This window comes from Algoriphagus lacus (genome assembly GCF_003583985.1).
Classification (GTDB): Bacteria; Bacteroidota; Bacteroidia; order Cytophagales; family Cyclobacteriaceae; genus Algoriphagus; species Algoriphagus lacus.
Window position 1 is genome coordinate 277,708 of sequence record NZ_QXML01000004.1, and the last position, 14,829, is coordinate 292,536.

General features: G+C 44.4%; 12 protein-coding genes. 7 read left to right on the forward strand and 5 right to left on the reverse strand.

What is annotated here, in order from left to right; all coding sequences use genetic code 11:
• The first annotated feature begins 3 nt into the window (after positions 1-3).
• The 3 genes from D0X99_RS10255 to D0X99_RS10265 all read left to right on the forward strand — a co-directional run bounded on the left by D0X99_RS10255 (position 4) and on the right by D0X99_RS10265 (position 2,154).
• On the forward strand, positions 4-252 hold the full coding sequence (locus D0X99_RS10255) for an acyl carrier protein (RefSeq protein WP_119477733.1): 249 nt from the start codon (positions 4-6) through the stop codon (positions 250-252).
• Positions 253-359: 107 nt separating this feature from the next.
• Entirely contained in the window at positions 360-1,025 is a 666-nt protein-coding gene (locus D0X99_RS10260; RefSeq protein ID WP_119477734.1) for a CAP domain-containing protein, read from the forward strand.
• Between the two features lie 55 nt (positions 1,026-1,080).
• Positions 1,081-2,154 carry an MBL fold metallo-hydrolase gene (locus tag D0X99_RS10265; RefSeq protein WP_119477735.1) on the forward strand — a complete coding sequence of 358 codons (1,074 nt, stop codon included), beginning with the start codon at positions 1,081-1,083 and terminating at the stop codon, positions 2,152-2,154.
• 84 nt (positions 2,155-2,238) lie between these two features.
• On the opposite strand, the gene D0X99_RS10270 is transcribed toward D0X99_RS10265, so the two are convergent.
• The 4 genes from D0X99_RS10270 to accC all read right to left on the reverse strand — a co-directional run bounded on the left by D0X99_RS10270 (position 2,239) and on the right by accC (position 6,410).
• On the reverse strand, positions 2,239-2,754 hold the full coding sequence (locus tag D0X99_RS10270; protein ID WP_119477736.1) for a hypothetical protein: 516 nt from the start codon (positions 2,752-2,754) through the stop codon (positions 2,239-2,241).
• Positions 2,755-3,047: 293 nt separating this feature from the next.
• On the reverse strand, positions 3,048-3,623 hold the full coding sequence (locus tag D0X99_RS10275) for a Maf family nucleotide pyrophosphatase (RefSeq protein WP_233553695.1): 576 nt from the start codon (positions 3,621-3,623) through the stop codon (positions 3,048-3,050).
• Entirely contained in the window at positions 3,604-4,914 is a 1,311-nt protein-coding gene (locus D0X99_RS10280) for a DUF1015 domain-containing protein (RefSeq protein ID WP_119477738.1), read from the reverse strand. Before D0X99_RS10280 ends, D0X99_RS10275 begins: the two co-directional genes overlap by 20 nt.
• Entirely contained in the window at positions 4,914-6,410 is a 1,497-nt protein-coding gene (gene accC, locus D0X99_RS10285) for an acetyl-CoA carboxylase biotin carboxylase subunit (RefSeq protein WP_119477739.1), read from the reverse strand. The genes D0X99_RS10280 and accC overlap by 1 nt, the downstream gene beginning before the upstream one ends.
• Positions 6,411-6,593: 183 nt before the next feature.
• On the opposite strand from accC, the gene D0X99_RS10290 reads away from it, so the two are divergent.
• Both D0X99_RS10290 and D0X99_RS10295 read left to right on the forward strand, forming a co-directional pair.
• Positions 6,594-7,844, forward strand: coding sequence for an aminotransferase class I/II-fold pyridoxal phosphate-dependent enzyme (locus D0X99_RS10290; protein WP_119477740.1), 1,251 nt, complete (start codon positions 6,594-6,596; stop codon positions 7,842-7,844).
• Between the two features lie 101 nt (positions 7,845-7,945).
• Positions 7,946-8,122 (forward strand): histone H1, encoded by a 177-nt coding sequence (locus tag D0X99_RS10295; RefSeq protein WP_119477741.1) that lies wholly within the window; start codon positions 7,946-7,948, stop codon positions 8,120-8,122.
• Between the two features lie 66 nt (positions 8,123-8,188).
• Here D0X99_RS10295 and D0X99_RS10300 read toward each other — a convergent pair whose 3' ends face one another.
• A complete protein-coding gene (locus D0X99_RS10300) occupies positions 8,189-10,027 on the reverse strand; it encodes a M1 family metallopeptidase (protein WP_119477742.1) in 1,839 nt (612 codons plus the stop codon).
• 260 nt (positions 10,028-10,287) lie between these two features.
• Here D0X99_RS10300 and D0X99_RS10305 point away from each other — a divergent pair, with 260 nt between their 5' ends.
• Positions 10,288-13,440 (forward strand): VPS10 domain-containing protein, encoded by a 3,153-nt coding sequence (locus D0X99_RS10305; RefSeq protein WP_119477743.1) that lies wholly within the window; start codon positions 10,288-10,290, stop codon positions 13,438-13,440.
• 86 nt (positions 13,441-13,526) lie between these two features.
• Positions 13,527-14,816 (forward strand): APC family permease, encoded by a 1,290-nt coding sequence (locus tag D0X99_RS10310; RefSeq protein WP_119477744.1) that lies wholly within the window; start codon positions 13,527-13,529, stop codon positions 14,814-14,816.
• The last annotated feature ends 13 nt before the right edge of the window (positions 14,817-14,829 follow it).

Below are 14,829 nucleotides of genomic sequence, written 5' to 3' on the forward strand. Positions count from 1 at the left end.
ACTATGAACCAACATTTTACCCAACTGAAAAAAGCCATCGAGGTATTTCACTCCTATGGCATCAGCCTGACAGGAAACCGAAAAAACGCGCACCTGATTCAGCAACTAAACATGGATCCGATTTTTGTAAACGGATTGATTTTCGAACTGGAATATCACCTTCAGGTGGTTATTCAGGAAGAAAAACTGAAGAAAGCTTTAACACCAAAGGAAATCATCGACTTGCTGCTCGAGATTCCTCAGGACAACTAAATGAGAGCGACGGGACTCCGTCGCTTTTTTTTCTCTTGAAAATTTTTCTTGATTACCAAAAAATAATCCTGCTTCAGTTTCGTCCTTAATGGCAAGATCCTGAACCAATGAGATTGCTAATTCTAAGTTTTTTCCTGATTTCTTTTTTGACCCAGGCTCAAAACCAAGCATCTTCCTCCTACCAGCAATACAACCAAACCAACTTTTACAAGATTGAAGCCCTGTATAACGCGGTTGATTTTGACCAAGTGGACTATCCTTTACTTCAGGCCGCGATATTTTTTGTGACCAATGAAGAGCGAATAAAGGCAGGATTGAAACCCTTTGAAAAGCAGATTCCCATAGAAAAAGTAGCACAAGGCCATGCAGAGGACATGGTGAAGTATGGTTTCTATTCCCACACCAGCAAGATTCGAATCAAGCGAACTGTACTGGACCGACTTCATTTGGAAGGAATCAACCCTGTCCATTACGGTGAAAACATATGTTCCACTTATGGACTTCAATACCAAACCGGAAGAAAGGTAAATCCCCCCTATCCCTCTGGTCAGTTCACCTATGCATTCACCTCCAAACGTGAGGTAATTCCACCACACACCTACATTTCTTTTGCCCGCTCCGTGGTAAAGCTTTGGATGGATTCCCCCAATCATCGGATAAATATTCTGAATCCCAATTTCACCATGTTGGGATGTGGCGTCAAGGTGTACCGTGAAAAGAACTTTTACAACATGCCGTATTTCATGGCTGTTCAGAATTTTGCAGGTAAGTGAACTTAGGGCAACTTTTTAGCTGAAAATCAGGTTTTCTACCTGATCAGATCTCCCCATGAAGAGAAGAACTTTCCTAACAGGTTTAGCGGGAATGATTCCCGCTGGAATCTTGCTTTCAAACACAAATTTTAACGACACGCCTACTTTGAGTCATACATTCAATCCCAAGCTTCCTTACGACAAAACACCTGAAAACTGGAAGGGCACACCTCAACTCAGCGATGGCACTTTTCAAAATCTATATCATCCTTTCGAGGCAAGTCTCGCTGCTGTCCTGAAGTGGAAACTGAATAAAAATCCACAGGAAGAAGAGAAAAAGGCGGACAAGAGACGACTGGATGTGGAGAAAATTGGAACATTCCAACCCAACGGAAAAGATGAATTGATCTGGCTTGGACATGCGAGTTACCTGTTGTATATCGGAGGAGTCACCATTTTAATTGACCCGGTTTGGCTGGACAATTGGGTGCTCAAGCGTAATTCGGTACTCCCCATTATTCCCGAGCAAATCCGTGACGTGGATTACATTTTGATTTCCCACGATCATCGCGATCATTGTGATGAAGCCACCTTAAAGTTACTAGGGGGCCTTTTGCCCGATGCAAAAATCCTTACAGGGTTGAATATGACCCCACTTCTGCAGCCTTGGATGCCAAAAAATAAGATTCAGGAAGCAGGTTGGTTTCAGTCTTATGCACTCAGCGAATCCCTTCGGATCACCTACGTTCCATCCCGGCATTGGTCCAGAAGAGGGTTGATGGACACAAACCAACGCCTTTGGGGAGGTTATTACATCGAAAGCAGTGACAAGACCATATATTTCATGGGAGATTCCGGCTATGGCCCCCATTTCAAATTGATCTCCGATACTCTTGGAAGTCCTGACTTTGCCTTGATGGGTGTGGGTGCATTCAAACCGGAGTGGTTTATGCATCCTGCGCATACGAGTCCTATGGATGCTGCCCGGGCTTTTAGGGACATGGGAGGGAAAAACTTTATTCCGATGCATTTTGGCACGTTTGATCTTTCCGATGAACCCATGTTGGAGCCCTTGGATTGGTTAAGGGCAAATCCCGAAGCGGTAAACGGAGCCCTGATTGATCCTTTTTTAGGGAGAAACTTAATCTAGCAAAAAAAAAGACCGGCAGCTCCGGTCCTTTTATTGAATTCAATTTCCAATAACCATTTTTTCATCTCAAGAGCAGAATCCAATTCAACTGTTAGACCTTCGAATTACTTCTTGGAGTTTCTGAATTTCACACTTAACCTGAATTAAAAAATCATTCTCATTATAAACCTCTTGAGGATTTCCCTCTCTTGGTTCAAAGTTGAGATGGTTCAACAGAACTTTTTGATCCATTTCGAATCCTGACGAATCGAAAGTGGACTTTAAGGAAGAACTCCCTGTGTTCCCATGAATGAAAAAAGCAATCTTTCCATCCTTGGAATGGACTAGCTCAGGGGCCTGAAGCTCCATAGACTCAAAAATGGTAACCTGAAGGATTTCATTTTTTTCAGAGGGCTGGAAACTTCCCTCCTGAGTTTTTTCCTCCGATTTGTCAGATATGCCTTGTGCTTTGCTTTCAAAAATCCCAAAAAAGGAATCAGAGGTCTGAGTCAATTTTTTGTTAGCCGCGTCAAAAAATCCGGGCTTAATTTCCTCCTCGAAAGCAATACCTCCTACCATTAAGAGGACAAAGAGCACATCGAATACGATTAATTTTTTCATGTGATAGTAATTGATTTTAAAAGGCCACATGGAATCTCGCATGCCCTATACAGGATGTCAGGGCTATCGGAGGATTTGTCTCCTGAGTCATGCTTGATTTCATTGATGAATAACAGTTGGTTGGAATAAATATTTACTCCTATCCAATCTATTATGATGCCAAGCAGAAAAAGTGCTCAAAATTGCTTAAAAAGGCATTCAGCAAGATTAAAGTGACTCAAAATCGGACACCTGTGTCCACTATAAAACATAAAGCAGATTGACTCTGCTTCAGTTGTGCATTTTCAATTAGTTTACCACTTTTTGAGATGCTGATATACCAAGTGCTGCGGAAAGCCCATTACGGTAAAATAGGAGCCTTCGATACTGCTGACTCCCACGAAACCGATCCACTCCTGTATTCCATAGGAACCCGCCTTATCGAAGGGCTTATAGTTTCGGATGTAGTGCCAAATCTCATCTTCTTCCAGAAATCTCAGGGTCACTTTTGCCTCATCTTCGATCGTAACACGCTTCTTCAGATCCTTGATAGTCACAGCCGTCATGACCGTATGAGTGGTACCGGACAGACTTTTGATCATTTCAAAGGCCTCCATTTCGGTCGTTGGCTTGCCTAAAATCCGACCCTTCTGGATTACAATGGTGTCTGAGGTGATCAGGATATCCTCTTCTGCCAACGGTTCCGGATAGCTCTCAGCTTTAAGTTTGGACAAATAAGCTGCTGCATATTCCGCAGGCAAATCATCCGGAACTGACTCATCAATTGGGTTGACATTTACCACAAAATCCAACTCGAGCCCCTTCAAAAGCTCTTGTCTTCTGGGTGAATTGGATGCCAAAATAATTCTTCTACTTTTTAATTTGCTCAAAAAAGGCTCCATAGTCATACTCAAATTCTTCCTGCTTTATACTTCCAAACAACAAACCACCCAATGCTTTTGGATAAAAGTAAGTAGATTTTTGAGGCATCACTGCTCCTGATTTACAAACTTCCAAAACCTGCTGCAATTCTATTTCACGGGTGATAATTGCAAAACTGGCCTTCCCTCCTCTTACTTCCCGAAGACATCGGGAGAAATTACGCTCAAAAGCCATTTGATCGGAATTTCGTTGCTCCTCGGAGTCCAATCCAAGGATTTTCTCAAATAGAATGTCATGCAAAATCACCAAATCAAGGCCTCTCAAAACCTCAGGAATATCCCGCCTGACTTCTTCAAACCGATCCAGTTTGAATTTGATTACATAAGCTTCATCCGAAAAAATCAATCCGAAGGACCATTTTCTCTGGAACGTGTAATTTTCCAACTCTTCAGCATCTCCAACTTTTCGAACATCAAACCATTCCTGGATTCGTTGAAATAGCTCCTGCTCGGACATCTTCAGTCCATAAAACAAGCGGTGGGTTGGAAGGATTTTCAGGTGATTCCCATGCACATTGGTTAGGTACATTAAGTGGTAATCTGAGCCTTTCCATTTGGCTTCGGGAAATGAATTCTTTTGAAGCTTCCGGTATTCAATTGCCCCTTCTAGCCTGTGATGCCCATCAGCCAAAATCACTTTCTTTTCTTTCAAAACAGCCAAAAACCTGGAAATAACCCGGGCATCATGGATCACGGCCAAAACTTCCCGTACCCCTTGATAATCCTCTACTTCATAGAGGGGTGAGGCCATCGCCGCATCCATGTAATTTTCCAGCTCATTGCTTTCATCCTCATAAAGTCCATGGGTCGGACTTGCCTGAATCTGAGTAGCCCGCAACAAATCAATCCGGTCGTTTACCGCAGAGACAATCGTGCTTTCATGGCGAAGGATTTCCTGATCTTCCCAATCGTATGCCTTGATTTGTGCGATAAAGCCTTTTCGGCAACGCTCCTCCTGATCTCCCGGCAAGCGAAAATATTGGTAGTAGACATAAATTCCCGGCAAGGAATCCTGTTTCAGCACTTGGTCCTTCTTCCATTTTTCCAAGGTCAAGCGGGCATTTTCTGCTGGATTTTCACCTTGGGGTACCGAAAGGTGGATACTGTTGAGTGGATTTTCATATAGCACTTCCCGCTGCCTTGCTGACACCACGTCGAAAAGCGGCGCAGTCAGTTCTTCCAGATTTTCACACAGTTTTTCGGCATATCGCCAGGCTTTGAGCGGTAATATCTCAGCCATCAGATCAATCGGTTTTTCCAGTGAGTGGATGGGACTTCCTTGAGGGCAAGGGTAGGATTTATCCGGTTTTCCTCCTTGCTATAAAATTCTACAGCTAAAGCTGCCAGTAATTCCTTTTCCTCCTCCGTAAAAACCGGCTCCAGTTTGTCCGGAGTGAAATATCGCTCTACGAATTTGGTATCAAACTGACCGGAGGTAAAGGCCCCATGCTGCAAAGCAAAACGGCAAAAGTCCAGCGTGGTCTGAATACCGGTAATCCGGTATTCATTGATTGCACGGATCATTCGGTCGATTGCATCCTGTCGGTTTTCACCATGGGTGATCAACTTGGCGATCATCGGGTCATAATAAATCGGAATGTCCATCCCCTCTTCAAATCCGTCATCAACTCGGATTCCAGGTCCCTGCGGTCTACGATATGTCACCAATTTTCCAATGTCCGGCAAAAAGTTGTTTTTGGGATCCTCGGCATATACCCGTATTTCCACCGCATGCCCATTGATTTTCAAATCTTCCTGAGCAAATGAAAGTGGATTACCTTCCGCGATCATGATCTGCTCGCGAACGAGGTCTTTGCCGGTAATCATTTCAGTGACAGGATGCTCTACCTGCAGTCGGGTGTTCATTTCGAGGAAATAAAAATTCAACTGGTCATCCACTATGAATTCCACAGTTCCCGCGCCATAATAATCACAGGCTTTGGCTACACCAACAGCCGCTTCACCCATGGCTTTACGCATTTCCGGAGAAACCACCGCAGACGGCGCCTCTTCGATAACCTTTTGGTGACGACGCTGAATCGAACATTCCCGCTCGAACAGGTAAACGGTGTTTCCAAACTGATCTCCGAGCACCTGAATTTCAATATGTCTTGGAGAAGTAATGAATTTCTCGATAAAAACAGCCCCATCCCCAAAGGCAGATACTGCCTCGGACACCGCACGCTGCATTTGTTCTTCAAATTCCTGTTCGGATTCGACGATCCGCATTCCCTTTCCTCCTCCGCCTGCTGAAGCCTTGATCAAAATGGGGTAACCGATCTCCTGCGCTCTTGCCTTGGCTATTGAGATGTCTGAGATGGCTTCTTCCGTACCTGGCACCAATGGAATATCATATTTGGCGACAGCCTGCTTAGCTGCCAGCTTTGAGCCCATTACTTCGATTGATTGTGGAGATGGTCCGACAAAGATCAAACCGGCATTGGTAACCATTTTGGCAAACTCAGCATTTTCCGAAAGAAATCCATAACCAGGATGAATGGCGTCCACACCGAGCGATTTGCAGACCTCAACAATTTTGTCTCCAAGCAAATAAGACTGATTGGATGGTGGTGGTCCTAGACATACGGCCTCATCGGCAAACTTGACATGGGGAGAAATCCGGTCGGCCTCCGAATAAACAGCAACTGTCGAAATCCCCATTTCTCGGGCTGTACGCATGATTCTAAGTGCAATTTCGCCTCTATTGGCGACCAAAAGTTTCTTGATTTTTGGCATAATTCTCTAAAGTTTTCTTGGGCAAGGCGGTAAGACCGGAAGCGAAATAAGGAAATAATTCTGAGCTTTAAGGATAGTCCTTTTTGATAAAAACTGTTTTTTGCTTCAAAGGTATAATAGTCTTATTTTTGGCCGATTTTAATGAGAAGTCATTGTTCCCATAAACACTAAATTCAAACTACTTTGGATCTATTTGCAAAATTAAAAACGAATATGGGCCCGTTGGGCAAACACTCTGAGTTTGCGGACGGCTATTGGTCATTTCCAAAATTGGAGGGTGAAATTGCTCCCCGAATGAAATTCAAGGGCAAGGAAGTTCTTACTTGGAGCTTGAACAATTACCTGGGATTGGCAAATCACCCGGAGGTACGCAAGGCGGATGCCGATGCTGCTGCCAAATGGGGAGCGGCATATCCGATGGGAGCCCGAATGATGTCCGGTCAGACCAATCTTCACGAGCACTTGGAAGATGAACTGGCGGCTTTCGTTGGCAAAGAAAAATCCTACCTATTGAACTATGGCTACCAAGGCATCATGTCAGTGATCGATGCGATCCTCAACAGAAATGACGTGGTAGTTTATGATTCCGAGTGTCACGCCTGCATCATTGATGCCTTAAGAATGCACTTGGGCAAGCGTTACGTATTCCCACACAACGATATCGAAAGCTGCGAAAAGCAGCTCGAAAGAGCGACCAAACTTGCTTCAGAAACCGGAGGAGGAATTCTGGTAATTACCGAAGGAGTATTCGGGATGACCGGGGATCAGGGTAAATTGAGAGAGATCTGCGAGCTGAAGAAGAAATTTGAATTTAGACTGTTGGTGGATGATGCACATGGTTTTGGTACCATGGGAGAAACCGGTGCAGGAACAGGCGAAGAGCAGGGAATCCAAGATCAAATCGACCTTTACTTCTCCACATTTGCCAAGTCAATGGCTTCAATCGGTGCATTTATCGCAGGTGACGCTGATGTGATTCTCTACCTGAGATACAATATGAGATCCCAGATTTTTGCAAAATCCCTTCCTATGCTACTGGTGGAAGGTGCCCTGAAAAGACTGGAATTGCTCAGAAGCAAGCCTGAACTGAAAGACGATCTTTGGAAAATTGTGCATGCCTTGAGAAAAGGCCTTCATGAAAATGGATTCAGCACAGGAAAATCAAACTCACCAGTAACCCCTGTAGTCCTAAATGGGACTGTAGGTGAAGCAGCGGCACTTTCTATGGATTTGAGAGAAAATTACGGGATCTTCTGTTCAGTAGTAATTTACCCAGTAGTACCCAAAGGCATGATTATCTTGAGATTAATCCCAACTGCAGTACATACCCTTTCGGATGTTGATGAGACCGTGAAAGCTTTCGCAGCGGTGAAAGACAAATTGGCTTCCGGGATTTATAAAAATTCAGAGCTGGCTCTTTCTTTCGGAGAATAAAAAAAAATTAAAAAAAAAGGCCTCTGGATTGAATTAGTAAGTATTTGGGCTATATTGAGTCACAATAAACTTATCATCAACCTATAAAATAAACTTTTACTATGAGCAGATTTAGTGAAGTAAAAAATCTTGTAATGAGCCTTGAAGGTGATTTCGAAAAGTTCTATGAGAAGGGTAATCAGGCAGCTGGTACCCGAGTACGTAAAGGAATGCAAGAGTTGAAAAACCTTGCACAGGAAATCCGTACCGAAGTTCAGGATAAGAAAAACGCCGGTTGATCCAAACAAAATAAAAGGTGGCTTTTAGCCACCTTTTTTCTTTGGTTCAATCCTAAAAGTGGAGCCTTAAAACTCCACTTTATTATTTTCCGGCTGTAGATCGGCCATTCGCTTGCTTGGATCGATTTCAACAGACTTTATTGTTTCCAGCTTTTTAGTGATTACCAAAGTTTTGCTGAGGCTAGTCCAAGGCCAACTTTCAGTATGAATTCGTGCAGGAAGGCCTTTTTCGGGAGCTTTTTCCCCTCTCATCATTTCCAAAGGCAAATAAATTGTTTCAGAGGTTCCGTCCTTGTAAGTGATCACCAAATCAACAGGCATGGGCATCAAGCCTATTCGCTCCAGGGTAATCTCCGTATTTTCACCGCTTGCCCTCACTCCTTTTATTCCATAATCGATCGTCTTGGTAGAGTTGACAAAATATTCTCTGTACCAATCCAATTCGATTCCGCTTTCCTTTTCCATTACCCGGATAAAGTCATTGTCATTGGGATGACGGAATTTCCAGGTATTAAAATAGCGGATCATTCCCCGGTTTCTGACTTCCTCACCGATCACATATCCCAGCTGAGCCAGGAAAACCGCACCTTTTGAGTATGCTGCGGCACTGTACGCCTGATTGGTGTGGTAGTGGTCCGAATGGGTTGACATTGGTTCTTCCAATCCTGATTTCGCAAGCCGATAATATCCTGAATACGATCCTGCCAGAGGATTGGAGGATGGTTGGAAAATATTGGACATAGTGAGACTACTTGCATAACTCGTAAATCCTTCATCCATCCAAGGATAAAGCGATTCATTGGTAGCCAAAACCCCATGAAACCAGCTGTGCGCGAGCTCATGCACCATCACTCCCACCAAACTCGAAAGAGGTCGCTCACCGGTGATCAAAGTAGACATGGCATACTCCATTCCACCATCTCCCCCCTGTACCACGGAGAATTGCTTATAAGGATATTGCCCAAAATTCTTTGATAAAAAGTCAATTGCTTTTGGCGTGTATTCCTTTAGCTTTTCCCAGTTTTCACTGGTTTTTTCTCCTGGAATGTAAAAATGATGTACCGTGATTCCGTTTGGCATCTCCACTTTGTCGTGCTTATACCTGGGATCAGCAGCCCACATAAAGTCATGAACCTTGGGAGCAACAAAGTGCCAAGTCAAGGTATTTCCTTTTGACGGAGCAACTTTGTCACCGGCATCTTCATAGCCGTGGCCGATCTCATTTGGGTTTTGGAGGTACCCTGTTCCGCCCAACACATAGCTTTTATCAATGGTGATTTTTACATCAAAATCTCCGAAAATCCCATAGAATTCGCGACCTACATAGGGATTGGCATGCCAGCCCTGCTCGTCATAGTTGGACATTTTGGGATACCATTGTGCCATGGAGTATCGCACGCCTTCAGATCCATCACGGCCGGATCTTCTTACTTGTAATGGCACCTGTCCTTCGAATTCCATTTCAAAGACTGCCGTGCTATTAGGTAATATCGGTTCATTCAAATTCACCTCCAAGACCGTCTCTACCTCACGATAAGCAACTGGCTTACCGTTCATTTTGAGGCTTTTAGCATGGAGATATCCGATTTCATCAGGTTTCAATTTGGAAATTCTATCCCCTACCCTTCGATCTGGATCGGCAATGCTTCGCGATCTGACATCCATCATGCTGCCTGGCTGAAAGGCATTGTTGTAGAGGTGATAAAAAACCCGGTTCAGCGTATCAGGGGAATTGTTGGTGTACTTCAGAACCTGAATTCCAGTGTATTGATTGGTCTGGACATCCATTTTGACATCCATTTTGTAATCTACTGCTTGCTGAAACCGCCCGTTCTGGGCATTAACTGTAAAAGCAACTATCAAAAGAAAAAGCCCAAAAACAGGCTTCATCGAAATTTTAAGCATATCATTTAATTTTTCCCTAAAGAAAAAGAAATCATCTACTCAGCCCAAACCAGCCGTCATAAAATGAAGGAACAGAAAAACCAAACCCGTATTCCATTGGAGTAAAATCTACTCCACATTACATTCTTTTTGACTTATTTGAGAACAAAATGAAAACCACCTTAGACACGTGAAATCGAGCATGATTACATCCCATCGAAGAGAGATGGATATCAACCATGAGAGATTCCATGTGCTATTAAAAAATCAATTTTAAACACATGAAAAAAATCTACCTTTTGATTGTGGCGGCTTTGTTCAGCTTGGGAATCCAAGCTCAGCAGGTCAACATGGATCAGTTTAAGTCCATGAAAGCCAGAAGCATTGGACCAGGAGCAATGAGCGGAAGAATTACCGCAATCGATGCCATCCATGAAAACCCAAACATCATTTACGCCGGGTCTGCATCCGGTGGCCTATGGAAATCTACCTCGGGAGGGATTACCTGGGAGCCGATTTTTGACAATGAACGAGTACACTCCATCGGTGCCATCTCCATCTATCAGAAAAACCCAAATATCATTTGGGTAGGAACTGGTGAAGGAAACCCCAGAAACTCCCTCAATATGGGTTACGGCGTCTACCGTTCTCTCGATGCCGGCAAAACCTGGCAGCTGATGGGATTGGAGAAAACCCGTGCCATCCACCGAATCATTGTTCATCCTGACGATCCTAACACCGTATTTGTAGGAGCTATCGGTTCTCCATGGGGTGAGCAAGAAGACCGCGGCGTGTACAAAACTACCGACGGTGGCAAAACCTGGAAGAAAATCTTATATGTAGATGCAAAAACCGGTGTCGGTGAAATGATCATGGATCCCAATAATCCTAACAAGATCTTTGTCAACATGTGGCAACACAGACGCTATCCTTGGTTTTTTGAATCAGGCGGAGCGTCTTCAGGCCTATATGTCACGCAAGACGGTGGAGATAATTGGAAAAAACTGACTGCTGAAGAAAATGGACTTCCAACAGGAAATCTGGGTCGTATGGGTCTTGCCATTTCCAAAGCAAACAGCAGCAAGGTGTATGCCTTGATCGAATCTTCCAAAAATGCACTTTATGTTTCTGAAGACGGAGGAGAGAAATTCAGCCTGTTGAATACCAACGCGGAAATAGGCGATCGTCCCTTCTACTACTTTGAAATCTATGCAGATCCGAAAAACGAAAACCGTATCTACACACTCTATTCCCGAGTGGGTATCAGCGAGGATGGTGGAAAAACTTTCAGACAATTGCTGGAATACGAGGGAGTACACCCGGATCACCATGCCTGGTACATCAATCCCAACGATCCAAGTTTGTTGATCGATGGAAATGACGGAGGATTGAACATCTCAAGAGACATGGGCAAGACCTGGTTCTTTGCTGAAGGCCTTACTGTGGGTCAGTTTTACCACATCAATGTGGACAATGAACTCCCTTACAATGTCTATGGAGGCATGCAAGATAACGGCAGCTGGACGGGTCCGGCTTACAATTGGAGAGTAGACGGAATCCGCAATACCTACTGGCAGGAAGTTTCCTTCGGTGACGGTTTTGACGTTGTATCTCATCCAGCCAATTCCCGCTATGGCTACACCATGTCTCAAGGTGGAAACGTGAGCAGATTTGACAAACTCACCGGGCACAACAGAACCATCCGTCCTACACATCCGGACAAAGATGTCTTCCTGAGGTTCAACTGGAATGCGGCTATCGCTCAGGACCCACACGATGAGAACACCGTCTACTATGCTTCTCAATTTTTGCATAAATCCACCGATTCCGGTGAAACTTGGGAAATCATTTCTCCTGATTTGACTACCAACGATACAACTAAGCAGCGTCAGCAGTTTACGGGAGGATTGACTTACGACATTACCGGTGCTGAAAACCATACCACCATTATTGCCATTGCGCCATCACCAGTGGATAAAAATGTGATTTGGGTAGGAACTGATGACGGCAATCTTCAGGTAACCAAAGACGGAGGAAAGACCTGGACCAACGTTGCAACCAAGTTGACAGGACTTCCTAAAGCTTCTTGGATCCCACAAGTGCAGGCTTCCAAATACAATGCAGGGGAAGTTTGGGTTGTAGCCAACAACTACCGAAACAATGACTTTGCAGCCTATGCTTACCACAGCGCTGATTATGGAAAGACATTTACCAGGATCGTTGACGACAGCAAAGTTTGGGGATATACCCTTTCCATCAAGCAGGATACCGAGGAGCCAAACTTGGTGTTTTTAGGTACGGAATACGGCTTGTATGTTTCTTTTGACAAAGCAAAAACATGGAACAAATGGGAGCACGGCTATCCAAAGGCAGTATCTACCTATGACATGACCATTCAGGAAAGAGAAGCTGATTTGGTAATCGGTACGTTTGGCCGTGCGATTTATGTGTTGGATGACATTCGTCCACTTCGTGCCTTTGCTAAAAATGGAGGAAAAGCCCCCGCAGGAAAAGTAGTTGCTTTCCCAGCACCGGATGCTTATCAGGCAGAAATTCAGCAACCACATGGGGAGCGTTTTGCCGCTAATGCAAAATATGCTGGTGAAAACAGACCTTTTGGAGGCAGACTTTCCTACCTGATCCAAGACGAAAAGGAAAAACTCGACTCTGTTACGGTGAAAATCTTCAATGCATCCGGAGAGCAGATCAGAACTTTGAAAACCCTACCGGTAAAAGGTGTTAACCGCATCATCTGGAACCTCGATCGCAAATCTACGTCAGAAATGACCGGTGGATTTGGTGGCGGTGGTGGCCAAGGTGGTGGCGGACGCCGAACCGGTTTCTTTGAGCCAAGTGGTGGAGATGCACTTCCGGGAACCTATAAAGTAGTTTTTGAATACGGTGGAGAATCTTCAGAAACTTCCATCAAAGTAAGCGCAGATCCAAGAATCGATGCCCAACTGGCGAACCTTCAGGCTAGAGAAGCATTCCTGAAAAAGAACGAAGCGCTTTCCTCTGAAGTAAGTGCAGCAACCAAGAAATTGGATGAAGCACAGAAAGTCATCGACAAAGTCAATGCCTTGATCAAAGATATAAAAACGGAGGAAGCTAAAGCCCTTGAAGCTGCCTCTAAAGACATCAAGAAAAAACTTGATGCCACTCGGGAAGCATTTAACGGTCCAAAAAGAGAAGGTCAGGGTATTGTGAGAAACCTTTACCCTACAACCATGACTCGTCAGTTTGTACCGCGCAGCTATGCAAGTTCAAGTTACGGTGCTCCGGGAGCAACCGAAGAAAGGCTGTACACCCAAGCTAAAGAATCTGCAGAAGAGGCCATTGCAAAGGTCAATGAATTTATGAACGGAGACTGGAAAGCTTTCGAAGAAAAAGTGAAAGCCACAACCATCGATCTGTTTGAGGCTGTAAAAAACTAAGATTTCAAGTTTATTTGTAGGAAAGCACTCCGGATTTTTCCGGGGTGTTTTTTTTTGTTTTACCTAATCCATTATTTTGACGGAAGATGCCTTCACTCACTAAAATCTCCTGGAAAACCGCTGCCGGTCTTGTCATCGCAAATATGATCGGAACCGGAGTTTTTACCAGTTTAGGATTTCAGTTGGCAGAAGTCCAAAATACCTGGTCCATTATTTTGCTTTGGACCTTAGGTGGTGGAATGGCTTTGATCGGAGCTTTGGTCTATGCTGAACTCGGAACTCACTTTCGAAAAACCGGAGGCGATTACATTTTTCTTTCCGAAACCATCCATCCCTCTGTTGGCTATTTATATGCTTGGGTTTCTTTAGCAGTTGGATTTTCGGCACCGATCGCAATTGCTGCGATGGCCATGAATGACTACCTCAGTCCGATGCTAGGAGAAACTATCCTACCTGGTCTGTTTTTCCTGCTAGCTGTTCCTGTTGCTCATGCCTTCTCGGTAAGTAGATCAGCCTACTTCCAGGATATTCTTACCCTGATTAAAATCTGTTTTGTGTTGGCTTTGATTTTTTTGGGATTTGCATTTGCTCCTCGGATCGACTCTTCAGCATTTGATTTTTCTTCCTCCTGGAAGCAGGAGGTATTCATGCCTGGCTTTGCGGTTTCGCTCATCTATGTCTTCTATGCATACACCGGGTGGAATTCTGCCGCTTACATCATTGAAGAAGTGGATGAGCCTAGAAAGAATCTTCCCAAAGCACTGATCTGGGCCACCATGTTGGTGATGGTGGTTTACATTCTACTCCAAATTGTCCTGCTTAAACATGCTTCAGTAGATCAGCTTTCCGGCAAAGTTCAGGTAGCAGATATTGTATTCGGAAACCTGTTCGGCGTAAGAGGCGCACTGTGGGTCAGTTTTTTCATTGCTGTTCAGCTGATCGCGACCATCTCCGGCTATGCCTGGGTAGGCCCGAGAATCACTTATGCGATGGCAAAAGATTTCCGGCTTTGGCGCCCCTTGGCAAAGGTAAACCCCAATGGAATTCCTGTGCGGGCGATCGTCTTAAATACCCTGATTAGTTTAGCGCTTTTCCTTTCCGGTTCATTCGAACAGGTGATGCTGTACGCGGGCTTTGTGCTGCAGTTGATGGGAACCATCACAGTTTATTCCTCACTCCGGATCAAACAGGAAAACGGATTTAAAACTCCGTATAAACCCATGCTTCAGCTTATTTATCTGACATTCAGCACATCAGTGTTGGTATACCTGTTTTGGGATAGACCGGTGGAAAGTCTGGCTGGATTGGGAATTCTGGGGCTGGGATTGGTCGTATTTCTGTTGGATAAAAAAGTTGCAAACGAGTCCTCCGATTAAGTGAATTCTACCT